Origin of the sequence: Streptomyces sp. NPDC020917 (genome assembly GCF_044333795.1) — a bacterium.
In the GTDB taxonomy this organism is placed as follows: domain Bacteria; phylum Actinomycetota; class Actinomycetes; order Streptomycetales; family Streptomycetaceae; genus Actinacidiphila.
On the sequence record NZ_JBIRRR010000012.1, the window covers coordinates 242,576 to 265,505 of the forward strand.

Annotated in this window: 17 protein-coding genes; 7 read left to right on the forward strand and 10 right to left on the reverse strand. The window is 73.3% G+C overall.

Annotation, left to right across the window (positions count from 1 at the left end):
* Positions 1 to 27: 27 nt before the first annotated feature.
* The gene (locus ACH4TG_RS25130) at positions 28 to 504 is read left to right on the forward strand and encodes a hypothetical protein (protein ID WP_398244734.1); all 477 of its coding nucleotides are present in this window, start codon (positions 28 to 30) and stop codon (positions 502 to 504) included.
* 56 nt (positions 505 to 560) lie between these two features.
* On the opposite strand, the gene ACH4TG_RS25135 is transcribed toward ACH4TG_RS25130, so the two are convergent.
* The 4 genes from ACH4TG_RS25135 to ACH4TG_RS25150 form a co-directional block, all read right to left on the reverse strand.
* A complete protein-coding gene (locus ACH4TG_RS25135; protein WP_398244735.1) occupies positions 561 to 1,436 on the reverse strand; it encodes a carbohydrate ABC transporter permease in 876 nt (291 codons plus the stop codon).
* Positions 1,437 to 1,457: 21 nt separating this feature from the next.
* Complete coding sequence (locus tag ACH4TG_RS25140; RefSeq protein ID WP_398244737.1) at positions 1,458 to 2,405, reverse strand: carbohydrate ABC transporter permease; 948 nt, start codon at positions 2,403 to 2,405, stop codon at positions 1,458 to 1,460.
* Positions 2,402 to 3,754 (reverse strand): extracellular solute-binding protein, encoded by a 1,353-nt coding sequence (locus ACH4TG_RS25145; protein ID WP_398244738.1) that lies wholly within the window; start codon positions 3,752 to 3,754, stop codon positions 2,402 to 2,404. Before ACH4TG_RS25145 ends, ACH4TG_RS25140 begins: the two co-directional genes overlap by 4 nt.
* Before the next feature lie 260 nt (positions 3,755 to 4,014).
* Positions 4,015 to 5,049, reverse strand: coding sequence for a LacI family DNA-binding transcriptional regulator (locus ACH4TG_RS25150; RefSeq protein ID WP_398244739.1), 1,035 nt, complete (start codon positions 5,047 to 5,049; stop codon positions 4,015 to 4,017).
* Positions 5,050 to 5,264: 215 nt separating this feature from the next.
* Between ACH4TG_RS25150 and ACH4TG_RS25155 the strand changes: the two genes are divergently transcribed.
* The 6 genes from ACH4TG_RS25155 to ACH4TG_RS25180 all read left to right on the forward strand — a co-directional run bounded on the left by ACH4TG_RS25155 (position 5,265) and on the right by ACH4TG_RS25180 (position 14,341).
* A complete protein-coding gene (locus ACH4TG_RS25155) occupies positions 5,265 to 7,190 on the forward strand; it encodes a glycoside hydrolase family 2 protein (RefSeq protein ID WP_398244740.1) in 1,926 nt (641 codons plus the stop codon).
* A gap of 158 nt (positions 7,191 to 7,348) precedes the next feature.
* On the forward strand, positions 7,349 to 8,521 hold the full coding sequence (locus ACH4TG_RS25160) for a hypothetical protein (protein ID WP_398244741.1): 1,173 nt from the start codon (positions 7,349 to 7,351) through the stop codon (positions 8,519 to 8,521).
* Between the two features lie 332 nt (positions 8,522 to 8,853).
* Complete coding sequence (locus ACH4TG_RS25165) at positions 8,854 to 10,749, forward strand: glycoside hydrolase family 31 protein (RefSeq protein WP_398244764.1); 1,896 nt, start codon at positions 8,854 to 8,856, stop codon at positions 10,747 to 10,749.
* A gap of 273 nt (positions 10,750 to 11,022) precedes the next feature.
* Positions 11,023 to 12,111: a helix-turn-helix transcriptional regulator gene (locus ACH4TG_RS25170; protein ID WP_398244742.1), complete on the forward strand. Its 1,089-nt coding sequence runs from the start codon at positions 11,023 to 11,025 to the stop codon at positions 12,109 to 12,111.
* Between the two features lie 326 nt (positions 12,112 to 12,437).
* Positions 12,438 to 13,430, forward strand: a complete 993-nt coding sequence (locus ACH4TG_RS25175; protein ID WP_398244743.1) for a phospholipase D-like domain-containing protein — start codon at positions 12,438 to 12,440, stop codon at positions 13,428 to 13,430.
* Between the two features lie 272 nt (positions 13,431 to 13,702).
* Positions 13,703 to 14,341 carry an HAD-IA family hydrolase gene (locus ACH4TG_RS25180; protein ID WP_398244744.1) on the forward strand — a complete coding sequence of 213 codons (639 nt, stop codon included), beginning with the start codon at positions 13,703 to 13,705 and terminating at the stop codon, positions 14,339 to 14,341.
* An 8-nt stretch (positions 14,342 to 14,349) separates the two neighbouring features.
* Here the strand turns inward: ACH4TG_RS25180 and ACH4TG_RS25185 are convergent, their stop codons facing one another.
* The 6 genes from ACH4TG_RS25185 to ACH4TG_RS25210 form a co-directional block, all read right to left on the reverse strand.
* Positions 14,350 to 15,387 carry a Gfo/Idh/MocA family protein gene (locus ACH4TG_RS25185; RefSeq protein WP_398244745.1) on the reverse strand — a complete coding sequence of 346 codons (1,038 nt, stop codon included), beginning with the start codon at positions 15,385 to 15,387 and terminating at the stop codon, positions 14,350 to 14,352.
* A gap of 543 nt (positions 15,388 to 15,930) precedes the next feature.
* Positions 15,931 to 16,932 (reverse strand): hypothetical protein, encoded by a 1,002-nt coding sequence (locus tag ACH4TG_RS25190; protein ID WP_398244746.1) that lies wholly within the window; start codon positions 16,930 to 16,932, stop codon positions 15,931 to 15,933.
* 213 nt (positions 16,933 to 17,145) lie between these two features.
* Positions 17,146 to 17,940 carry a hypothetical protein gene (locus tag ACH4TG_RS25195; protein WP_398244747.1) on the reverse strand — a complete coding sequence of 265 codons (795 nt, stop codon included), beginning with the start codon at positions 17,938 to 17,940 and terminating at the stop codon, positions 17,146 to 17,148.
* Between the two features lie 200 nt (positions 17,941 to 18,140).
* Positions 18,141 to 18,578 carry a universal stress protein gene (locus tag ACH4TG_RS25200; protein WP_398244748.1) on the reverse strand — a complete coding sequence of 146 codons (438 nt, stop codon included), beginning with the start codon at positions 18,576 to 18,578 and terminating at the stop codon, positions 18,141 to 18,143.
* A 178-nt stretch (positions 18,579 to 18,756) separates the two neighbouring features.
* Positions 18,757 to 20,298, reverse strand: coding sequence for a CehA/McbA family metallohydrolase (locus ACH4TG_RS25205; protein WP_398244765.1), 1,542 nt, complete (start codon positions 20,296 to 20,298; stop codon positions 18,757 to 18,759).
* A gap of 287 nt (positions 20,299 to 20,585) precedes the next feature.
* A complete protein-coding gene (locus tag ACH4TG_RS25210) occupies positions 20,586 to 22,691 on the reverse strand; it encodes a LamG-like jellyroll fold domain-containing protein (RefSeq protein ID WP_398244749.1) in 2,106 nt (701 codons plus the stop codon).
* Positions 22,692 to 22,930: the final 239 nt, after the last annotated feature.

Consider the following 22,930-nt stretch of genomic DNA (forward strand, 5'->3'; position numbering starts at 1 on the left):
ACTAGTTGCAGTGTGACTATCAATGCCATGAAGACCACGACACCGCTCGTGTCCGCCGAGCGCATCCACGCGGACCACACCACCGTCAAGCACCTCGGCAACTGGACCGAGGCCACCGCGTTCGAGGTCCGCGCCCGGCGCTCCTCGGTCGTCCTGGACCTGCGGTCGCCGCACATCGGCTGGGACGAGCCGGTCACCGTCCGCGCCGACCTGGCCGGCGCCATGGTCAAGCTGCTGCTGCCCGAGGACGTGGCGGTCGACCAGTGGGACCTCGCCTGGACCGGCCGCGGCAAGGTCAAGGACGGCAGCGCGGCGACCGGCGCGAGCACCCGCCGGCTGGTGCTGTCGGGCACGGTCGCGGACGGCGAGATCCGCATCCACCGCGGCGGCGTCGCCCAGCTCTCCGCGATGTGCTCCCGCGCCTATCTGCAGGACCTGCGCCGTGCCCACCGCGAGGGCGAACTGCCCACCGTCGACGACCCCGCGCGCGACAGCTCCCGCTGACGCGCGCGGCCACGCCCGCCGCCCACCGGCTCGCCGCTCCGGCTCCCGAAGGCCGGCTACCGGATGCCGGTGGTGGCGATGCCCTGCACGATCTGCCGCTGGAAGATCAGGAACACGGCCACCAGCGGCAGGAACCCGAGTACCGAGGAGGCCATGACCTCCGCGTACTGGATGTTGCTGGGGCTCACCAGCGAGGCCAGACCGACCGGGATCGTCTGCGACTTGGTCTGGTTGAGCACCAGCAGCGGCCACAGGAAGGCGTTCCACGAGGTGATGAACGTCAGGATGGCGACCGTGGCCGCGGCCGGCCGGCAGATCGGCATGGCCACGGTCGCGTACACCCGCCACCAGCTCGCGCCGTCGATCCGCGCGGCCTCGATGAGGGGCCGGGGGATGCCGCGGAAGAACGCGTGGAAGACGAACACCGACACCGGCGCGACCGCCGACGGCAGCACCAGCGCCCAGTACGTGCCGAGCAGGTGGAACGCGCGGTACTCGATGAACTGCGGCAGCACCAGCGCCTCGCTGGGCAGCATCAGCCCCGCGGTGACCAGTGCCATGATCGCCGCCCGGCCACGGAAGCGGAGGAAGACCAGCGCGAACGCGGCCATCGAGCACAGCACCACGGTGAAGAGCACCGAAAGCGCCGAGATCACCAGGCTGTTGAGGTACCACGAACCGATCGGGTAGTTGTCCCAGGCGTAGCGGTAGGCGTGCAGCGACCAGCCGCCGCCGAACAGCGACGTCGGGTGCTGGGTGATCGAGCCGTCCGGGCGCAGCGAGGTGACCAGCGCCCAGACGAACGGCACCAGCCAGATCAGTGCGAACAGGGTCATGCAGGTCGCGCACAGCCGGTTGAACAGCTTCACCGGGTCGACGGTGCGCGCCGCGCTCGGGTCCGCGCCGGACCGCGGCAGGGTACGGGTGGTCACGGTGCTCACGGTGTCCTCCGCTCAGGCTGCCGCTCGGGTGGCCCGCCAGCGGCGCAGCCCGTACCAGGCCGCAGAGATCGCGACGATGACGGCGAAGTAGATCAGGGTGGCCGCGGCGCCGTAGCCGCCGCGGTAGGAGGTGAAGCCGGTGTCGTAGATGTACTCGATGACCGGCCGGGTCGACTGGTTGGGGCCGCCGCTGAGCAGCAGGTAGATCTGGTCGAAGACCTTCAGCGAGGCCAGGATCTGCAGGATGACGACCAGGCTGGTGGTGCGGCCCAGCAGCGGGACGGTGATGAAGCGGATCTGCTGCCAGGGCCCCGCGCCGTCGATCGCCGCCGCCTCGTAGACGTCCGCCGGGACGTCCTGGATCGCGGCGGTGTACAGCACGAAGTTGAAGCCGAACGTCCACCACAGCGTCATCAGCGTGACCGCCGTCCAGCCGCCCGCCGTGCTGCCGATGAAGTCGGGCACCGGCAGGCCGACCGCGCTGAACACCTTCGGCGCCAGGCCCACTTGCGGGGTGTAGATCCACAGGAAGATCAGCGCCACCACCGACGACGGGACCACGTACGGTGCGAAGAAGGCGATCCGGTAGAACACCCGCCCGCGCCGGATCCGGGCCGCCAGCACCGCGAACAGCAGCGCCAGCACGACCAGCGGCGGCGTGGTGAACAGGGTGAACAGCACCGAGTGCCACATCGCCTGCCAGAACAGCGGATCGCCGCACACCTTGGTGTAGTTGGACAGGCCCACCCAGGCGCCCAGGCCGCTCTTGACGGTGGTGGTGTTGAAGAAGCTGACCACGGCGCCGACGACCAGCGGGCCGATCACGAACACCAGGTAGATCACCAGGAACGGCGCGCTGAGCAGCAGTCCGGCGCGGCGTTCCGAGCCCGGTGCCCGCTGCTCCACCGCGGTCGGCCGGGACGCCGCGCGGGCCGGCCGCGTCGAGGCGACGGTCGTCATCGGGATGCCTCCTTCATCGTCACCGGCGGTCGGGCCGTGGTGTACCGCTTGAGGTCCGAACGCATCGCGGCGACCGCGGTCTTCGGGCCGGCCCGCCCCGCGAGGACCTCGATGACGGTGGCGCCGATGGTGCCCTGGAAGTCCGAACCGGCGCCGGTGTACCAGGCCGCCGGGTCGTACACGGCGCTGAACGCGGCCTGCACGTAGTTGCGTTGCGGGGACTGGTCCAGAAACGCCTTGCTGCGCTGGGTCGGCAGCCACGCCGGGACGTGGCCGCCCTGCGCCCACACCGCACTGTCGTCCAGCAGGCTCTTGACGAACCGCGCCGCGTTCGCCGTGCGCCCGGCCGAGCGGTTCGGGTTGTGCGGCACGATCAGCGCGTGCGAGTCGGCGTACGCCACCGGCTTCGGCCCCAGCAGCGCGGGGAACGGCACGACGTTGAAGCGGAAGCCCTTGACCTGCCGGTAGGACGGGATCTGCCACTCGCCGTCGAACAGGAAGCCCGCCTTGCCCGTGGAGAACAGGGCGTTGGCGCCCGCGCCGGTCAGGGTGCCGGGCATCAGGCCGCCGGAGGTGAGGCTGCGCAGGAAGGCGAACGACTCCTGCATCGCCTCGTCGTCGATGCTGATCCTGGTCCCGGAGTCGGTGACGATCGGGCCTGCCAGGCCCGAGTACACCATGCTGAAGCAGCGCCACGCGGTCGACGGGTCGGCGGTGATCGACATCGCCGCGCCGTACTGCGCGCCCGCGTCCTTCATCGCCTTCAGCGCGGCGAGGAAGTCGTCCTTGCCGTTCATGGCCTTCAGGCCGTCGCCCGCGCTGTTCAGCAGGCCGGCCTTGCGGGCCAGGTCCTCGTTGTAGAACAGCACGAACGGGTGGGTGTCCAGCGGTACCGCGTACACGGTGCCGCCGACGGTGGCCTTCTGCCACGCCGCAGGGGTGAACCGGTCGGCGGTGACGCCGAGTTCGGCGACCCCGGTGTCCGCGACCGGCTCCAGCAGGCCGGAGGCCGCGAGCAGCGGCAGCCGCGACAGGTGGGCGATGCCCACATCGGGCGGGGTCCCGCTGGCCGTCGCCAGCGCCAACTTGGTGTAGTAGGGGTTCCCCCAGCTCAGCACGGTCGCCTCGACCGTCACGCCGGGGTGGGCCTTGCGGAAGGCGTCCTCCATCAGCACCATGTTGGCGCCGTCGCCACCGGTGAACAGGTTCCAGAAGATCACGTCCGCCGTGTTCGGCTGGGCACCCGTCAGACCGGAGACCACCGGGGAGGCACACGCCCCCAGGGCACCGCTGAGGGCGAGACCCCCGCCGAGGCCCAGGAAACGCCGGCGTGCCATCGCGCTGCCCATGGAGGACCCACCTCGTTTACATCGATGTGAACTCGATGGCCGAGACCATGACACAGGATTTTCAACGATGCAATAGCGCGGACACGAGCCCGTGGAACCCCGGGCGCGAGGCCGCCGGAGCGGGGGAGGCGGGGCCCGCGGGAGCGCGCACGCGCGGCGGCGGGAGCCCTGCCGGGAGAGCGGGGAGTCCCCCAATGAGGAGGCACGAAGGGCGAGTTCGGCCACCGGGCCGCCGATGCGGCGGCCCGTGCGGCGGGGGTTCAGCCCGCCGGCGGCCGGTGCAGGGACGACGCCCGGACCACCAGCCGGAACGGCGTCGGCTCCAGGCCGGCCGGCACGGTCTCACCGCCCGCCTCGGGGTCGCGGTTCGCCTGGAGCTCCAGCAGGTCGAGCGCGCGCTCGGCGATCGCGTCGAGGTCCGGGGCGATCGAGGTGAGCGGCGGGTGGGTGTACGCGGCCTCCTGGATGTCGTCGATGGCCGCCACCGCGACGTCCTCCGGGACCCGCACCCCCGAGGCGTCCAGGGCGCGCAGGGCGCCGACCGCCAGCGCGTCGTTGAACGCGAAGACGCCGTCCGGCAGCGGCCCGTCGCCCTCCAGCAGCTCCTGGACGGCGGCGTAGCCCCTGGCGCGCGTCCAGTCCTCGACCGGGACGACGAGCCAGTTCACCCGCCGCACCTTCGCCTCCGACATCGCCTGGCGGTAGCCCTCGGTGCGCTGGCGGCCGTTCTCGCTGTCGTTGCGGCCGAGCGCGACGATGCGCCGGCAGCCCTGGTCGACCAGGTGGGCCACGGCGATCCTGGCGGCGGCGACGTTGTCGATCCCGACCCGCGGCAGGTGGTCGCCGACGCTGTGCTCGCCCAGCATCACCAGCGGGAAGTCGGGCACGGCGGTGCCCACGTCGGCCGCGGGCAGCGTCAGGGCGCTCAGCAGCACGCCGTCGGCGACGTTGGTCAGGCCCCCGCCGAGGATGCGGCGCTCCACCTCGCTGTCGCCCGCGGTCGACTCGACCAGCACCGTGATCCCGCGGCGGGCGGCCGCGTGGACGACGGCCTGGGCGAGTTCGGCGAAGTACGGCTCGGCGAGGAACGGCACCGCGAGGGCGATGAAGCCCGTGCGGCCGGAGCGGAGCCCCTTGGCGAGGAAGTCCATCCGGTAGCCCAGCTCGTCCAGCGACCGCTGGACCCGTTCGCGGGTGGTCGGGCTGACATGGGCGTAGCCGCTGACCACATTGGAGACGGTCCGCACCGACACGCCGGCATGCTCGGCCACATCCCGCATCCGCACCCTGGCCACGGTCGGCCCCTTTCCCTCGCGATTCCCCGCGTTCCCTCGCGCCGGTACCCGGAGTCTGCCGCATCCGCCGCTCCCGCCGCGCGGAACGGGACGCCGCGTGCCGGCCGGTCCGGCCACACCGGTCTTGCATCGTTGCAAACGATCACTCATCATGACAGGGCTTCGATTATAGGAACGCGACGCACGGCCAGGCCGGATCGGCCGGAGGAGGACCCGTGGGGGCGACAGTGCAGGGCGCGGGGGAGAACAGCGGCGAGGCGGCGGGCCCGGGAGCGGGTTCCGGCGCCGCGCGGGAGGCGGCGGAGGAGGGCGCGTACCCCAGGCCGGGGCTGCGCCGCCCGCGGTGGGAGAGCCTGGACGGCGTATGGGAGTTCGGGTTCGGCGACGCCGGCACCGCGGCCCCGGCCGCGCAGGGCGAGGAGGACGGCGGCGGGCCGTTCGACCACCGGATCACCGTGCCGTTCCCGCCGGAGTCCCCGGCCTCCGGGATCGGCGACACCGCCCCGCACCCCGTCGTCCGGTACCGCCGCCGCATCCCGCACGAGGTGCTGGTCCCGGCCGGCTCCCGGCCCGGCGACCGCGCGCTGATCCACTTCGGCGCCGTCGACCACCGCGCCCGCGTCTGGCTCGACGGGCAGCTGGTGGCCGAACACGTCGGCGGCCAGACCCCGTTCACCGCCGACGTCACCGACGCGCTGCGGCCCGGTGCGGCCGAGCACGTCCTCGTCGTCCGGGCGCAGGACGATCCGGCCGACCTGGCCCAGCCGCGCGGCAAGCAGGACTGGCAGCCGCGGCCGCACGCGGTCTGGTACGAGCGGACCACCGGGATCTGGCAGAGCGTGTGGGCCGAGAGCGTGCCCGCCCAGCACATCACCGACCTGGCCTGGATCCCGGACCCGGCACGCGGCGTCACCGCCGAGGTGACGCTCGCCGAGCCGCCGGCCGGACCGCTCACCGTGGACGTCGAACTGAGCCTGGACGGGAAGCTGCTCGCCGCCAGTTCCACCGACGTGCGCACCCCGCGCAGCCGGATCGACGTGGTGATCCCCGCCCTGCGCAACGGCATCGACCGCGAGGACCTGCTGTGGCGGCCGGAACGGCCGACGCTGCTCCAGGCCCGGGTGGTGGTGCGCGCCCCCGGCGGCAGCGGGGACGCCGTGGTGGTGGACGCGGTCGACAGCTACACCGGGATCCGCAGCGCGGGTGTCGGCGGTGGCGCCTTCCTGCTGAACGACCGCCCGTACCCGGTGCGTTCGGTCCTCAACCAGGGCTACCGCCCCGACACGCTGCTGGCGAGCCCCGGCACCGCCGAACTGCGGCGCGAGGTCGAGCTGATCAAGGCGATGGGCTTCAACGCGGTCCGCGTGCACCAGAAGGCCGAGGACCCGCGCTTCCTCTACTGGGCCGACCGGCTCGGCCTGCTGGTGTGGGGCGAGACCGCCGCCGGGTACGAGTTCGGCACGCAGGCCGTGGAGTTGCTGACCCGCGAGTGGCTGGACCTGGTCCGGCGCGACCGCAGCCATCCCTCCGTCGTCACCTGGGTGCCGATGAACGAGAGCTGGGGCGCGTCCGACATCGCGTCCGACCCGGCGCAGCGCCACTTCTCGCTGGCGCTGGCCCACCTCACCCGCGCCGTCGACCCCAGCCGGCCGGTGCTGTCCAACGAGGGCTGGGAGCACACCGACAGCGACATCCTCGGCGTGCACGACTACACCTCCGACCCCGGGGTGCTCACCGCCCGCTACGGCGACGCGGCCGGCTTCGCCGCCGTGCTGGACGGCCCGGGACCGCAGGGCCGCGTGCTGGCGGTGACCCCCGCCCAGACCGAGCGGTACCGCTCCGGTGGGGTGCCGCTGATGATCACCGAGTTCGGCGGCCTGTCGCTGCGCGCCGACGACGGGGACTTCTCCTACACCAGGACCAGCTCCGACACGCAGTACGCGGCGCTGCTGGCCGACCTGTTCGGCGCGCTCCGCGACAGCCCGCTGGTCGCCGGCTTCTGCTACACGCAGTTCCGGGACACCGCGCAGGAGACCAACGGGCTGCTGTTCGCCGACGGCTCGCCGAAGCTGCCGCTCGCGGTGATCCGGCGGATCGTCACCGGCGAGAAGGACGGCGACGCGGGCGGCACCGAGGGGTGAGCCGCGGCCGCGGTCCGGGCGCAGGCCCGGGCCGCGGCCGGGTTCGTGCAGGTGGCGGGCCGTCCGGGTGAGATCGGCCGCGGCAGGCGTCGTCGCGGCGTGCCGGTGGGACCGATCTGCTGCGCGTCCACCGCCCTGCTGACAGGAGCTCAGCCGACATGTCCCGCTTGATCGCCACCCTCGCCGCGACGGCCGCCGCCGCGGCCGTCGCGGCCGTCCCCCTCCTGGGGTCCGCCGCCCCCGCACGCGCGACGGCCTACGCCATCCAGCAGGTGACCGGCGGGGACCTGGGTCCCGACGGTCCGTGGCTGCGGCTCCAGGACGGCGCGTCCGACGACGGCCGGCCCGCCGGCGTCCAGCAGGTGGCGCCGTTCGCCGACCCGGCGCGGTTCGACGGCAGCCTGCACCTGGCCGTGGCCGGCGGCACCGAAGCCCAGCAGGCGCAGGCCGCCCACTACTTCAACCGCAAGGTGCCGTTCGGCAGCATCCTGTCCCTGCCGCCGTCGTACGACATGTACGTCAGGAGCTGGACGTCCACCCCGTCGGCCGTCGCCTACGGTGCCAACCTGCAGCTCCCGTCGTTCTGCCGGGGCGCGTTCACCACCCTCAGCTTCCAGCCGCAGCGGGAGGCCGACGCCCAGGGGCGCACCGGCGCGGTCACCGACACCTGGCGGCACTTCGTCGCCGGTCCGTCCTCGCAGTGGGCGACCTCGCGCACGGTCGGCCCGTTCGCGGCCGGCAGCAGCCACCCGCTGAGCGCCTACGCCGCCGCCTGCACCGCCGACGGCGATGGGGCGATCGGTGTGATCGCCAACGTCGGCCGGCTCGGTGACGCGCGCGAGAGCCTGGACACCTACGTCGACAACATCGCCGTCGACGGCACCGTCCACGAGTTCACCACCGGCCGCACCCTCGCGCAGGGCCGCATCGTCACCACGGCCGCCCCGGGCGGCGGTTCGGGCCGCGGCGGGAAGGGCGGCCCGCTCGGCGGGTCGGTGACGTTCAGCAGCCCGCGGAGCGGTCCGCTCTACACGGCGGTCGGCACCCGGCTGGTGTTCTCCGCCCTCGGCGGGCTGACCCCGCGCGACCTCACGGTGACCGCGAACGGGAAGCCGGTGACGCTCACGGCGGGGGCCGGCGGGACGCTGTCCGCGGTGGTGACGCCCTCGGCCGCGGTGGACCTCGGGCCCGACGGCGCGTACCGGACGCCGTTCACCGTCGCCGGCGGCCCCGCCCGCGGGTCCCTGACGGTCACGGCAGAGCTGCTCGCGCAGGGCTACCAGCCGCTTCAGCCGACGGCGGTGCAGGCCCGCGCCGTGCTGCGGCGGTGACGCATTCCGACCCCCCTTTCCGCAGGCCGCGTTGACACCTGCCGATTGCTGCGTGAGCATGACACTGATCGCTCAGGATCTTGCATCACCGCTCAGCGATTCATCACCGCCTCCGTGGGAGAAGACGCGTGCACGCACGATGGAGCACCCTCCGCGGCCCTCTGCTCGCCGCCACCCTGCTCGCCGTGGCCGGGACGTTCCTGTCCCCGGAGCCCCCGTCCTCGGCCGCGGCCGCGCAGGGGGCACCCGCCGAAGCCCGCGTCGGCCAGGAGGGCGGCGCCGTCGTCGTGACGGAGCCGCGCAGCGCGGACGCGCCCGGCTACCGGCTGGAGGTGGCCACCGGCGCACTCGCCCTCACCACGCAGCGCGCCGGCCGCACGGTGCTCGGCACGGCACCGGCGGACACCGGAGCCCTGCGCTTCCGCTCCGGCGGGCAGTGGCAGCACGCCACCGCCGTGACCGGCTGGAGCTGGCAGGGCGGCGTGCTCACCGTCACCGCCGACTCCACGCTCGCCGGCGCCACGGTGACCGCGCGCATCACCCCCCAGGCCGACCGCTACCAGCTCGACTGGGACGTCTCCGGCGGCAGCGCCGACCAACTCGGCCTGGCCTACGACCTGGCGTCGGCCGGCCACTGGTACGGCCACGGCGAGACCACGACGCCCAACGGCGGACCCGCCACCGACGAGCCGTGGCCGCTGGACAGCGGCCAGGTGGTCCACCCCGGCTTCGGACCGGCGTCCTACAACATGATCGACCCGTTCTGGTACACCTCCGCGGCCACCGGGCTGCGCGTCGACACCGGCGACAGCATGGACGTGTCGATCAACGGCGGCCACGACGGACTGGGCCTGTTCACCGTCGACTCCGCCGCCACCTACAAGGCGTCCGTCTTCGTCGAGTCGACCCCGCTGGACGTCTACCGCGACTACATCGGCATCGTCGGCAAGCCCGCCAAGAGCGACGCCACGTACGAGCAGTACGCGAAGCCGCTGTGGAACTCCTGGGCGCAGTACTACACGAGCGTCACCCAGCAGAAGCTGCTGACCTACGCCACCGAACTGCACGACAACGGCCTGGACGGGCACACCATCCAGCTCGACGACCGGTGGGAGTCGGAGTACGGCAACCTCACCTTCAACCCGGCCACCTTCCCCGACCCCAAGGGGCTGTCGGACAAACTGCACGCCATGGGCGACGACTTCGGGCTGTGGGTCACCCTCTGGATCAACCTGGACTCGGTCAACTACCAGTACGCGGTGGACCACGGCTACCTGCTGAAGTCCGCGGCCGACCCGTCCAAGCCGTGCACCGTCTCCTGGTGGAACGGCACCGCGGGGATCGTCGACCTGGCCAACCCGGACGCCAAGGCGTGGTACGTCGGGAACCTCAGGACGCTGATGAGCACCTACGGCATCGACGGGTTCAAGTTCGACACCCGGTTCTTCGACGAGCACTGCACGCCCGACGCCGGCTACGCGCAGTCCGACTACCAGCGGCTGGGCGCCGAACTGGCCGACCAGTTCGACCTGCAGGGCGTCGGCGTGCGGGTGCACTGGACCGGCAACGCCCACCAGGCCGGCTTCGTCACCCGGCAGGTCGACAAGGGCACGAACTGGAAGTCCCTGCAGGCGTCCGTCACGCAGAACCTGGCGATCTCCACCATCGGCTACCCCTTCGTGGAGACCGACATGATCGGCGGCTCCACCCGCAAGGCCCCGCCGACCAAGGACGTCCTGGTGCGGTGGGCGCAGTCGGCCTCGCTGATGCCGCTGATGTACGCCTCCACCTCACCCGTCGAGACCGTCGACAGCACCACCGGCAAGCCCGTGGTCTACGACCAGCAGACCATCGACCTGTACCGGGCGGCCATCCAGCAGCACGAACGGCTCGCGCCGTACATCTGGGACCAGGTCCAGCACACCCTCGCCACCGGCGACCCGATCATGCGCCCGCTGTTCTTCGACTTCCCTCAGGACCAGGCGGCGTACACGATCACCGACGAGTGGATGCTCGGCCCGGCCGTCCTCGCCGCACCGCAGCTCGCCGACGGCACCAGCAGGACCGTCCACCTGCCCGCGGGCACCTGGTACGACGTCAACGGCGGGCGCGCCGTCCACGGACCGGCGACCCTCACCGGCTACCCGACGCCGCTGGGCGCCACCCCGGTCTTCGTCCGGCTCGGCGCTCCCGGCGCGGCGAAGGCCCTCAAGGCGCTGCGTCCGTAGGCCGGCGGGCACCGACCGCCGTCGGCGGACCGGGAGATCGGCCGGAGGCCGCGCCCCCGGCCGGCGTGCGCCGGCCGCGCGAGCGCGAAGTGACGGGGCCGGGGCACCAGGGCGCATTCGCGCCAAGTCGCTGATGCGCCATGCGAGCACCGTGACCGGGACTGGAACCCCTGACAGTCTGTCAACGACCGTCACAGGCGCCCCAGAAGCGTCGCCGCATACGGTCCCCTGCGGTGGTCGCCCACGGCAGGCGGACGGAGGGGAGTGTGGCCCTTGACCGGGCCGAATCCGCAGCAGCCCGAGACCCCGGACCCGTCGCTGCTGACCCTGCTCGGACTCGACGCGGACCAGGACGCCGTGTACCGGCTGCTGGTCGACCACCCCGACAGTGACGCCGCAGCGCTGGCGTCCTCCGACGCCCAGCAGGAGAGCACCCGGCGCAACCTCGACGCGCTCGTCGACCGGGGACTGGCGGGCGTGGTGCGCGACGGGACGGGGGAGCGGTACCGGGCCTCGCCGCCGATCCTCGCCCTCGGGCCGCTGCTGGAGTCCCGGCGCGCCGCCCTGCACCGCGTCGAGTACCTGCTGACCGACCTCGCCGAGCGCCACCGCACCGCGCAGGCCCGGGGCACATCGGCGCCGGTCGAGGTGGTGTCGGGAGCCGGGGCGATCCGCCACTGGCTGGTCGCGATGGAACGCGACGCCCGTGACGAGATCCGCGCGCTCATCCCGGCCCCCCGCCCGGACTCCGTGATCACCTACCAGGACAACCTGGTCGAGGTCGAACGCGACCTGCTGCGCAGGGGTGTTCTGCTGCGCACGGTGGTGGAGCGCGCCTGCCTGGAGGAGGCCGCGTCCGCCAGATCGCTGGCCGCGGTGGCGGCGCGCGGTCAGCAGGTCTCGGTGATCGACGAACTGCCCACCAAGCTGCTCATCGCGGACCGCGACATCGCGCTGCTGTCCCTGGAACCGGAACGGGACGGGGCGAGCGAGCCCGCGGCCGTCGTCGTGCACCGCGGCGGGCTGCTGACCGCGCTGATCGCGCTGTTCGAGCAGTACTTCGAGAAGGGCTGGCGGCTGAGCCCCGACGGCCGGGAGCAGTCCGACGACGCCCCGGAGCCGGAACCGGAGTCGGAGGAGGACCCGGGGCGGCTGGACGCCGTCGACCGGAAGATCGTCGCCCTGCTCCACGTCGGGCTCACCGACGCCGCCATCGCCCGGCAACTGGGCATGGGCCACCGCACCGTGCAGCGCCGGCTGCAGCGGCTGATGGAGTCCGTGGGGGCCGCGACGCGCTTCCAACTCGGCTGGCACGCCGCCGTGTCCGGGTGGCTGGGCGTGACGGAGCCGGCCAAGTCCTGAGCCGTGACCGTCCCGGGCGGTGCCGGCCGTCCGGGGCCGTCCGGGAGGCGCGGCACGTTTCGAGCCGGCGTAGGTACGGCGCGTGACGTGGGCGCAGTGGGGGCGCGTGACCCCGGCGCCGGTGCTCCCGCCCGGCGGATACGAAGATTTTGCGATCTCGCGGGGATTGCGTGAACCGTCCTCACCTGCGCGGAGTCCGGAATGTCCGCTGGCTGGGCCGACGGTCACGACTTGTTCACGACTCCGCCCTTTCCCGCGGTCTACGCGCGTGGTGTCATGCACACGCTCGCCACACCCGGTGGGCGTCAACTGACTAGGAGTCACGCATGCTGTCGAAGGTCCTCGGCCGCGCAGGTGTCGCCGTAGCGGCGGCCGCCGCCGTCATCGCCACCGCCGTCCCCGCGAACGCCGCCAGCTACACCGCGTTCGCGTTCGCGCAGAGCGGCAGCGAGCCCACCATCTACGACTTCGTCAACTCCGCCACCAGCTCCCTCGACGTGACCATGTACGAGCTGGAGGACACCACGGCCGTCAACGACCTGATAGCCCTCAAGAACAAGGGCGTCACCGTCCGGGTCGTCCTGGACCGCCAGCACAAGACCCAGAACAACGCGGCGTACAACTCCCTCACGGCGGCGGGCGTGGGCGTGGTGTGGTCCCCGGCGGCGTTCGTCTACACCCACCAGAAGACGATCACGGTGGACGGCGCCAAGTCGCTGATCCTCACCGGCAACCTGACCTCGCAGTACTACACCACCAGCCGCGACTACGGGGTGTTCGACGACGACACCCGCGACGTCGCCTCGATCGAGAAGGTCTTCAACGCGGACTACGCGGGCACCTCGATCACCCCGACCGACGGCGACCACCTGCTCTGGTCGCCCACCGATTCCCGCAACCGGCTGCTGACCGTCGTCAACGGCGCCACGTCGAAACTCGACGTCGAGGAACTGGAGTTGAGCGACAGCACGGTGGTGAACGCGATCGTGGCCCGGGCCAAGGCGGGGGTGGCCGTCCGCGTGGTGCTCGAGACGCCGTCCAGCTACGCGAGCCAGGTGTCCGCGATCAAGGCGGCGGGCGGCAAGGTCGTCGGGTACTCCGACCCCAACGGCTTCTACATCCACGCCAAGGCCATGGTCGCCGACTACGGCCTGGCCACCCAGCAGGTGGAGGCCGGTTCGATGAACATCAGCAGCAACTCGCTGAGCAGCAACCGGGAACTCGGCCTGATCCTCACCGGCACCGGGGTCGCCCAGTCGGTGGCGACCACCGTCGAGACCACGTTCAACAGCGACTTCGCCGGCGGGACCGCCGCCTGATCCCTCGTCCGGTCCCGGGCCCCGCGCGGGTGTGCGCCGCACACGCACGACGCGCCCCGAACTCGCGTCGTGCGCCGCACGTGCGGCCCGCGCCGCCCGGCAGGCCCCCATCCCGCACCGCGCCTCCGTCCCCGCGCAGCCTCCCCGCCGCGGGCCGGCGGCGCGGTGCCGGGGCCCGGTGCCGGGTTGGGTCGCCCGGCCGGGACGGGGTGGTGACCCCGGCGCGCCGCCGCAGCGCGCTCGTCCGGCCGGGTCTGGCAGGATCGACGGCCATGACCTCCCGCGCGTTCGACGCCCTGCTCTGCGACATCGACGGTGTGATCCGCTTCTTCGACCACCGCGAGCTGAACCGGCTGGAGCTGGAGGCCGGACTCCAACCCGGGACCACGCTGCGCGTCGCCTTCGGTCCGGAGCGCCAACTGCCGTTGCTGCTCGGACGGTTGACCCGCGACCAATGGGCCGCGTCCATCGCGCGGGCGCTCGCGGCGGACGTCGCGGAGAGCCGGGCGGGGCAACTGGCCGAGGCGTTCACCCGCGCGCCCGCCCGCGCCGACGAGGCGGTCCTGGCGATGATCCGGCAGGTCCGCGGCACCCTGCCCGTCGTGCTGGTCACCAACGCCACCCTGTGGCTCGACGACGACCTCGCGCTCCTCGGCCTCGACGACCTGGCCGACCACGTGGTCAACAGCGCCCGGGTCGGCGTCGCCAAACCCGACCCCGCCATCTACGCCATCGCCGCCGAACGCGCGGGCGTGCCCGCCGGGCGGTGCCTGTTCGTGGACGACAGCGCGGCCAACGCGGAGGCGGCGCGCACGGCCGGCATGTCCGCCGTCCACTTCCGCGAGGCGTCGGACCTGCGGACGGCGCTCGCGCCCCTGCTGCCGCCCGCGCGTCCGGCGCCCACCGCCTGACGGCAGCCTCAACCCGGCTGCGGCGCGGGGGAGTCGCAGGGTTCGGCGTCCCGCTGGGCGCGCAGCGCGAGTGCCGTCGCCGCCGCCGCGCGGCCCGGCGGCAGCGCGGTCTCGGTGCGGTGGGCGACGTCCGCGAGCAGGTCAGGGAAGAACGTCAGCGGCACGTCCGTGCAGTCGATCCTGCGCACCGAGGCGCCGTCGGCGAGGAAGAGGTGGTCACCGCCCGGACGCCCGCCGAGGTCCACGTACTTGCGCACCTCCAGGTAGCCGTCCGTGCCGGTGACGACGAGGCGGCCGTCGCCCCAGGTCGGCAGCCCGTCGGGGGTGAACCAGTCGACCCGGGCGTAGCCGCGGCAGCCCGGAGCGGCCAGCACGACGTCGCCGAAGTCCGCGAAGCGGGGATGCTCCGGATGACCGAGGTTGCCGCTCGCACTGCTCACCACCCGCACCCGCGCCGGGTCGGCACCGGTGATCTGGAGGAACTGGTCGGCCTGGTGGGCCGCCAGGTCGGCCAGGATGCCGCCGGCCCGCTCGGCGTCGAAGAACCAGCCGGGACGGGTCGGCGCGTCCAGCCGGTGCGGCCCGAGGCCCAGGACGTGCACGACCCGGCCGACCGCGCCCTCGGCCACGAGCCGCGCGGCGCGGACGGTCGCGGCCGAGGCCAGCCGCTCGGAGAACCACACCGACCACAGGCGCCCGGTCTCCGCCCGCGTCCGCTCGACGAGGGCCAGTTCGTCGAGCGTCAGGCAGCCCGGTTTGGCGGTCAGCACGTCCTTGCCGTTCCGCATGGCGTCGACGGCGATCCCCGCACGCCGGTCCGGTACGGCCGCGGTCGCCACCAGGGCCGTCGACGGATCCTCGACCAGTTGCCCGTACGGGATGGCCGCCACCTGCGGGAAGCGCTCGGCGAACGCCCGGGCCGCACCGGCCGACGGGTCCGGCGTCCAGTACCCGCGGCACACCGCCCCCGCGGCGAGCAGGCCCGCCGCCATGCCCAGCGCGTGCGGGTGGTCGACGCCGAGGACGGCGAAGCCGACCGGTGCCACGGACTCCTGCCGTCCCGGTCCGCGCGCCCCCGTGCGCGCCGCGTCAGGGGTGCGGCCCACCGGCTCCGAAGCGGCGCTCACCGCGCGCCGGCGCGCCCGGCCGCGGCATGGGCCCTCACTCGCACCACGTGCCCTCCGTCAGGGAGTTCAGGGAGCCTGCCTCCATGGCAAGCGCTTTCTACGGTAACCGATCAACCGCGCGCCCGGACCGCCGGGCCCCTGGCGCCCGCCAGGACGGGCATCGCCGCGGCGCCCAGCGCTGAGCGCGTTCGCCAGTAACGGGCCCTGACGTGGGAGCCTCGTGGAGGCTGCGGCGCCTCGGCTACTGGCTGCTGACCGAGCAGCCGGACGTGCCGGCCGCCGCCGGGCTGGAAGCGGCACGCGTCGGCGGTGTGCGGGCGCGGACCCATCCCCGGCCGCGACGACGACGCGGGTCAGCCCGCCGGCGGGACGGCCGGGGATCGGTGCGGTGAGGTCCGGTGCCGCTCGGCCGGCGGTCAGCCGAAGGCCCTCAGCCGGCTCTCCTGGTGGCCCCCGCCGGCCTCAGCGGTTGACCCGCGCGCGCCATTCGAGGAACGGGACCAGTGGCGACCGGGCGTCCAGGTACCGCCAGGGTGTCTCCGTGGCCTGCCTGCCCAGCGCGGCGAACATGCGGCGCGCGGACGCGTGGTCGCCGGACAGGACGAAGGCCATCGCGAACGTGTTGAAGGGCAGCGGCCAGTCCAGGCGGCGCACGAAGTCCTGGTGCCGCACCGAACGGTCGGCGGCCTCGTGCAGATCGCGCAGCACCTCGGGGCGGGCCATGAACACCGAGTCCGGGTCGGCGCCGCGCTCCCGCCAGCCCTCCAGGCAGGCGGTGGCGACGAGTTCGCCGAGCGGGCTGCCGGCCGGCGCGGCCCGCACCGAACGGCGGGCGAAGTCCAGGGCCTCCTCGTGCGTGCCGCCCCACTCGGGGAGCAACTGCCGCAGGCGCTCGCGGTGCCCGGCCGCGTCGAACGGTGAACGGCTGCGCACCGCCTCGAACCGGCGCTCGGAGATCTCCGGCCCGGCGTCCCGGCCGCGCCCGCTGACCTGGAGGAAATGCCACGGGGCCGCCCAGTGCGGCGCTGCCTCCGCCGCCGCGAGAAGCTGCTCCTCGGCGATCTCCAGCCGCGCGCGGAACACCTTCTGCTGCTCCTGCGACACCTGGCCGCCGGCGAGCGGGGGCCGGGCCTGCCAGGCCCACCCGACGTGCCGGGCGCCCGACACCAGCAACGGCAGCGGATCTCCCGGCTCGGCCGCCACCACCTCACCGATCCAGCGCTCCAGGCCGGCGACGGTGTGCAGTCCCGCCACGAGGAACGTCAGGTCCTCCGCGTCCCCGCCGGCGGCGCTCAGATGCCCGTGGATCAGCGGCCACCGACCGGCGCCCTCCAGGGCCGCCGCCCGGATCGCGGCCAGCCGCGGGTCACCGAAGGACGGGTCGATCACGGCACGTGCGCGGCGGCGGAGGAGGAAGCGGTCGCCCTCGGCCTGGCGCACCGTCAAACGGCTCGTCCACTTCATCCGCCGTCTCCTCCTGCCTCCCGGCCGGTTCCGGCGGCGCGACTGCCGACGGCTGCGCACGCGCGCCCCTGCCTGGGCGTCCGCCCGCGCCCCGGCACACTACCGGCCGTCGCCTGCCGCAGCGCCACGGCACACCGCGTCCCGGCACGGTCACCCGGCACCGTTCCGCGGCTCCGTGCTCCTTCCGCCGGCGCCGCCCCGGTCCAGCCCGGGCTACGGCAGCCGCCGCTCCGCCTCACGCACCAGCGAGACGGCCGAGCCCCGGGCGTCCGCGGTGGTGGAGGCCGGGCCGATCTGGACGGAGAGGACTCCGCCGTGGGTGCGCACGTTGAGGGATCGCTCGTTCGCGTCCCAGCGAGCCTCCCCGCCGACCCCCGAAACGGACTTGCCCGTGCCGATGTCCGTGGCCCTGCTGCCGAAGGCCACCGAGACGGCCGTGCGCGCCATGTCCGCCAGGTACAGGCAGAAGCCCATGCTCTCGGTGGCCTCGTACGGCCGGGTGCCGGTCGCCTCCGCCACCTCGTCCAGGGTCAGGAAACGGCACTGGCCGGTCAGCTTCGACGTCGGCGCGGACGACGTGGCGGGCGTGGCGGCCGGGGCCGGCATCTTCGCGACCTGCCCGCTGAACTGCGGGCAGTAGGACGCGACTCCGGCTGCCAGCAGCTTGCGCGCGTCGACCGGCTGGAGCATCCACCGCGACCCCATCGGGTAGACCACGGTGCCCGGCGTGAACGTGCCGGCCAGGTCGTGGCCCAGCCCCAGCTCGCCGCACCACCTCTGGGGGTACGCCAGCAGGTCGGCGTCCACCGGCTTCACGCTTCCGGAGACGGGGAGCCGGTGCGCGGTGGCCAGATAGCGCTGCTGCGCGCCGGGATCGGCGGGCGCGCCGGTGCTGGTGCCGGCGCTCGCCGAGGGGGACTGCGTGCCCGCGCCGTCGTCACCCCCTCCGTCTCCGGAGCAGCCGGACACCGCGAGGGCGAGTGCGGCGACGGCGGTCAGGGTGGTCAAGGCGGCAGAACGACGCATGGGTCCCCCGGGGTCCGTGGTGCGTGACGCCCCCAGTCTGTCAGGTGCCGTTCACCGGAAGGCCGTTCAGCCGTCGGGAACCGCCGCATCGGTGCGGGTCCCGACACGCGGAACCGCCGGGCGCTCGTGCTGCCACGAGTGCCCGGCGGCCGGATGCCGGGGCGGTTACGGGACGGGCCGGGTCAGGCCTGGCCGCGGACCAGCAGGACGGAGACCGGGGCGTGCTTGGCGACGCCGCTGCTCACGCTCGCGTGCAGGAAGGCGGATATGCCGCGGTAGTGGCCGGGGCCGACCGCGATCAGGTCGCTGCCGAGGGCCTCGGCCCGCTCGACCAGGATCGCCGCCAGCTCCTCGCGCAGACCCTCGTCCACCTCGCCCTCGGCGGTGATCCCCTCGGACCGCAGCCGGTCCACCGCCTCGTTCACCAGGGTGCGGCTCTCGTCCGCCTCCTCGGTGGACACCACGACGCCGGCGGTGATGCCGCCCGCCACGACCTGGTCGGGCCGGATGTGGATGACATGGACGCTCGCGCCGCTGAGCTTGGCGAGGGAGGCCACGGTGTCCAGCACGGCGGTGCCGTACTCGGAACCGTCGACGGCGGCGAGGATCTTCTTGTACATGCGATCAACTTCCTTGTCACAAGGGGGTCCGAGGGAACCGCGGCCCAAGTGTCTGGTTCAGCTTTCACCCATCCCGAACCATTCCCGGTTGCGGAGTGACGGAGGCCACTCGGGCGGTGTCCGCGGCGGCCGGGCCGGGGGCACGGAGGCTCCGCCGGCCCGGGCCGCCCGGCGGACCTCAGCCCTTCTGGCGGTCCAGGAACACCGGGTTGGTCAGCGCGGCCATCGGCCCCCACATCAGGTCCGGGCCCATGGTGTTGCCGCGGCCCGGGGTGCCGTCGGCCATCGGGTGGCGGACCTCGGCCCGCACGTAGGCCGCCAGTGAGGTGGTGGTGCGCCACACGACCGTGCCGGTGCCGGAGGCCGGCAGCGACTCCTGGTGCATCTGTCCCTCGTCGGTGATGAACCGCACGGTGCCGCCGGGCACGCCCGCCACGTCCAGCCGCACGTCGACCGGCGCGTCGGCCGGCAGCGACAGCGTCTCGCCGATCCCGGCCTGCCGCCCGCCGCCCGTCACGGTGAAAGTCAGCTGCACGGCCGAGGACTCGGCGATCCAGCTGCGGCCGGCCCGGATGCCGGCCAGCACGGAGTCGGTGGCCAGGTCATCGGCCAGCACGACGTTGTGCGGCAGGCCGATGACCTGCGGCTCGCTGTGGGCGTCGCTGTTGCCCATGGCCGGCAGCCAGCTCTTCCCGGTCCGCACCGCTTCGCCCAGCCGGGCGTCCCAGGTGTCCACCGCCGACTCGTCGTCGTACGTCCAGGGACCGTTCCACACCTCGACCGCGTCCGCGCCGTCGTAGCCGAACTTCCACTGGCAGGCGATGTACGGGCAGTACGGGTGGGCGGGCACCACCAGGCCGCCGGAGCGGTGCACCTTGCGCGAGAAGCGGTCGAAGGCGTCGTCGCGGGAGCGGTAGCGCCAGTCGATCCACTCGCCGGCGGGCAGGCCGAGGGCGAGCCAGTGGCCGTTGCGGGTGGTGATCTCCTCACCGGTGACGATCAGCAGGTCCTGGCCGGCGTACGGGCCCCAGGCGCCGTGCGACGAGGACGTGTTGTGGTCGGTGGTGACCATGAAGTCCAGGCCGGCGGCGCGCGCCCCTGCCGCGACCTCCGACGGCAGCCGCTTGCCGTCGGAGTACACGGTGTGCAGGTGGCAGTCGCCGCGGTACCAGGCGCGGCCCCGGCCCTTGGCCCGCTGCGGCGGGTAGGCCGGGACGAAGTCCGGGCCGTCGGGACCGTAGGTGAGGGTGATCTGCACCTGGTAGTTCAGGCCCTGCGGCGCCACCTGGTAGGGGCCCAGGACGATGTTCCAGGTGCCGGCCGAGACCGGACCCGGCAGGTAGCCGGGCGTGGCCTCGCTGTTGCTGATCTCGAACGAGGTGCGGAAGCCGCCGGACCAGCCGCGGAAGCCCTGGCTGTCCAGTTGGGTGCCGCGCTGGTCGAAGACGCCGATGTCACACGAGTTGGCGGGCGTGCCGGCCGGCACGGCGGGCCTGTCGTAGGAGTACGAGACGGCGATCTTCTGCACGCCGCGCGGGATCTCGACCGGCAGGTACACGAAGTCCGCGGCACCGGTCTCCAGGTGGCCGGTCACCGTCCTGCTGACCTGCGTGCCGTCCGGGGGAGTGCTGCCGCCGGCCGAGCGCTCGTCGGCCGCCGAGGCGAACGACACCGGGCCCAGGGTGAGGGCCGCCGCGCCTGCCGCGCCGGCCGCGGCCATCAGCAGCCCTCTGCGGCCGACACCCGGTCCCGTGCCGTCCGCCGCCGGCCCGCCCGCCGCGTCGGCGTCGAGCTCGTCGGCGTTGTGTTCGCAGTACCCGTCAAGACACATGCTGTCCTCGCAGACATGGGGGAGCGGACCGCCCGGGGAACCGTCCCCGGGCGGTGGGCGCCGAGCGCCCGTGATCCACGCGGCACCGTCTCTCCGCCGCGTGAACGGCAGGTGTGCGCCGCGCGGCCGGGCAGCCAATGCCGCATAGGAGTATGGGAGCCCGGCCGCACGGACGACTACCGTGCGTTCATGAACTGGCTGATAGGCAGCGGTCGGTCCACGATCCGGATGTCGCCGATCGTGCCGTGGAAGACCTGGTCGATCGCGCCGTTCCACTCGTATCCGCCGACCAGGAACGGCAGGCCGAGGGAGGTCAGGCCGACCGCGGGCGTCGACGGGTTCCGGCCCTCCTCGCAGCCGTTGACGTACATCTTGCTGACCCGGCCGTCATTGACGACCGCCACGTGCCACCACTCCTCCTGCTGCAGCAGGTGGCTCCACGCGGTGGTCGCGCCCGGCAGGTTGAGCGGGTAGGCGTTCCACTGCAGCTCGATCGAGCTGGACAGGCTGAGGGTCAGCACCGGCTCCTCTGCGGTGCTGGTCGGCCCGCCCTTGCCGGCCTTGCCCGCGCTGCCGCCCCTGCTGAGCATCGCCGACCAGCCGTTGTGGCCGCCGTCCCAGTCGGACGGCACCTTGAAGAACACCTCGAAGGTGTAACCGCGGGCGAACGTCTCGGAGTTGAGGGGCGCCGAGTCCACGGTGCGGAAGTACGCGCCGCTGACCGGGTTGCCCTGGCCGGCGAGCACCAGGCTGCCGTGCGCGGGCTGGTCGGGGTGGTGGTCGCCGGTCCAGGTCAGCGCGTGCGCGGGCGAGTTGGGCGCCTGCTGGACGACCAGGTCGTTGCCGTGGCCCGCCTGGTCGCGGACGACCGTGCTCGCCGCGACGTCGCCGCCCTCGGCGCCGCCCTCGAACCGCCAGTACGCCAGGGTGCCGGGCACCACCATCCGCCGCGCGGGCCGCTCCGCACGCGGCGGCACGGGCGCGAAGCCGGCGAAGCGCCGGTCGAAGTCGATCTCCATGGAGAAGGTGTCGACCGGCGAGGTCAGCTCGAGCTCCTGCGCGGCCAGCGTGTTCAGCTCGCCCTGCGCGGCGAGTTCACGCATCCACGGCGAGAACGTCGTGACGTCGATCCGCCCGCGGTTCAGGTCGAAGCGGTAGGAGCGGATCATGCCGGTGCCGCCGTAGTACCGGTCCTGGTAGTTGGTGATGTGCAGGTGCACGTCGTTGCCGGCGCTGTTCTTCATCACCGTGCTGCCGGGCGGCCAGTAGTGCCCGTTGAGCGTCAGGAAGACCTGGTCGTTGTCCTTGATCAGCCGGTCCCACATCTGCTGGCCGTAGCCGGACAGCCCGGCCGTGCCGTCGTCGTCGGAACCGACGATCTCGTGCGTGGTGACGATCACCGGCAGCGTCGGGTTGTCCTTGATGACGGCGTTCGCCCATGCGAAGCCCTTGTCGGACAGCCGCCAGTCCAGCGACAGCAGCAGCCAACTGCGGCCGCCCGCCCGGAAGATGTGGCTGGTGTTGTAGCCGTCCGGGCTGGACGAGTGGTAGCTCGGCGACTTGCGCGCCCGCGCCGGGTTGAAGGTGTCCAGGTACGGGGTGCTGCCGCGCTGGTCGTCCGAGCTCACGTCGTGGTTGCCGGCCAGCACGCCGTACGACGCCCCGGCGCGGTCCAGCATGGCGAACACCTTGGTGGCGGCGGCGTACTCCTCGGCCTGGCCGTTCTGCGTCACGTCGCCCAGGTGCGCGAGGAACACGATGTTCTCGTCGTACCCGCCCCGGCGCGCGGCGGGGTCCAGCACGTAGCGGAACGACGCCTCCATGGGCCGGGGGTGGATGCGGTCCTGGTCGAACATGTACTGGGTGTCGGGCATCACGACGACGGTGAAGCGGGGGTCGTCGGGGTCCGGGTTCCAGGTGCCGCGCGGGGCCGGTGACATCGTTGTCTGCCCGTACGGGTCGTCGGCGTTCCCACCGGCGGGCGCGGCCGGGGCGCCCGGTGCTCCCGGAGCGGCGAAGGCCGGCGCGGCGCCGAGCAGGCCGGTCGCGGCGGCGGTGGCGCCGAGCACGCCGGCGCCCCGCAGGAAGGTACGGCGGCTGGCCGCCGCGATGCCGTCGCCGTCGAGGTCGGCGGTGGTGGGGCAGGCGCAGCCGGATTCGTGTGCGGGGTGCGCGGCGCTCGCGGCGTGTTCCGCGCGGCCATCGGCCGCGGCGGGGTCGTCGTGGTGCGGGGCGGCCGGCGCGGCGGCGGCCCCGTCGCGGTCGGCGGGACGGTCGTGCATGAGGGCTCCGTGAAGAGGACGTCGGGGTGGCTCACGCTAGGGGCGCAGGCCGTACGCGGAGGTGGCGCGACGGATGCCGGGCGCCGAACTCTTGGTTGCCGTAGTCCCCTTTTTTGCCGGCCTCTCGCCTCCGGGCCCTTAGGCCCGGTGTCTGCCGGTCGATCGTGCTCGCTCGCTGCGCTCACTGCGCGCTCCCCCAGAGCTTCGCCTGGGAGGTACCCCCACCCTCTAGACACCGG

What these genes read in the sequence shown, in the direction of transcription:
- ACH4TG_RS25130 (WP_398244734.1), top strand. Translation starts at nt 28, where the DNA reads ATGAAGACCACGACACCGCTCGTGTCCGCCGAGCGCATCCACGCGGAC.
- ACH4TG_RS25140 (WP_398244737.1), bottom strand. Translation starts at nt 2,405, where the DNA reads ATGACGACCGTCGCCTCGACGCGGCCGGCCCGCGCGGCGTCCCGGCCG.
- ACH4TG_RS25145 (WP_398244738.1), bottom strand. Translation starts at nt 3,754, where the DNA reads ATGGGCAGCGCGATGGCACGCCGGCGTTTCCTGGGCCTCGGCGGGGGT.
- ACH4TG_RS25160 (WP_398244741.1), top strand. Translation starts at nt 7,349, where the DNA reads ATGTCCCGCTTGATCGCCACCCTCGCCGCGACGGCCGCCGCCGCGGCC.
- ACH4TG_RS25175 (WP_398244743.1), top strand. Translation starts at nt 12,438, where the DNA reads ATGCTGTCGAAGGTCCTCGGCCGCGCAGGTGTCGCCGTAGCGGCGGCC.
- ACH4TG_RS25180 (WP_398244744.1), top strand. Translation starts at nt 13,703, where the DNA reads ATGACCTCCCGCGCGTTCGACGCCCTGCTCTGCGACATCGACGGTGTG.
- ACH4TG_RS25190 (WP_398244746.1), bottom strand. Translation starts at nt 16,932, where the DNA reads ATGAAGTGGACGAGCCGTTTGACGGTGCGCCAGGCCGAGGGCGACCGC.
- ACH4TG_RS25200 (WP_398244748.1), bottom strand. Translation starts at nt 18,578, where the DNA reads ATGTACAAGAAGATCCTCGCCGCCGTCGACGGTTCCGAGTACGGCACC.
- ACH4TG_RS25205 (WP_398244765.1), bottom strand. Translation starts at nt 20,298, where the DNA reads ATGGCCGCGGCCGGCGCGGCAGGCGCGGCGGCCCTCACCCTGGGCCCG.
- ACH4TG_RS25210 (WP_398244749.1), bottom strand. Translation starts at nt 22,691, where the DNA reads ATGCACGACCGTCCCGCCGACCGCGACGGGGCCGCCGCCGCGCCGGCC.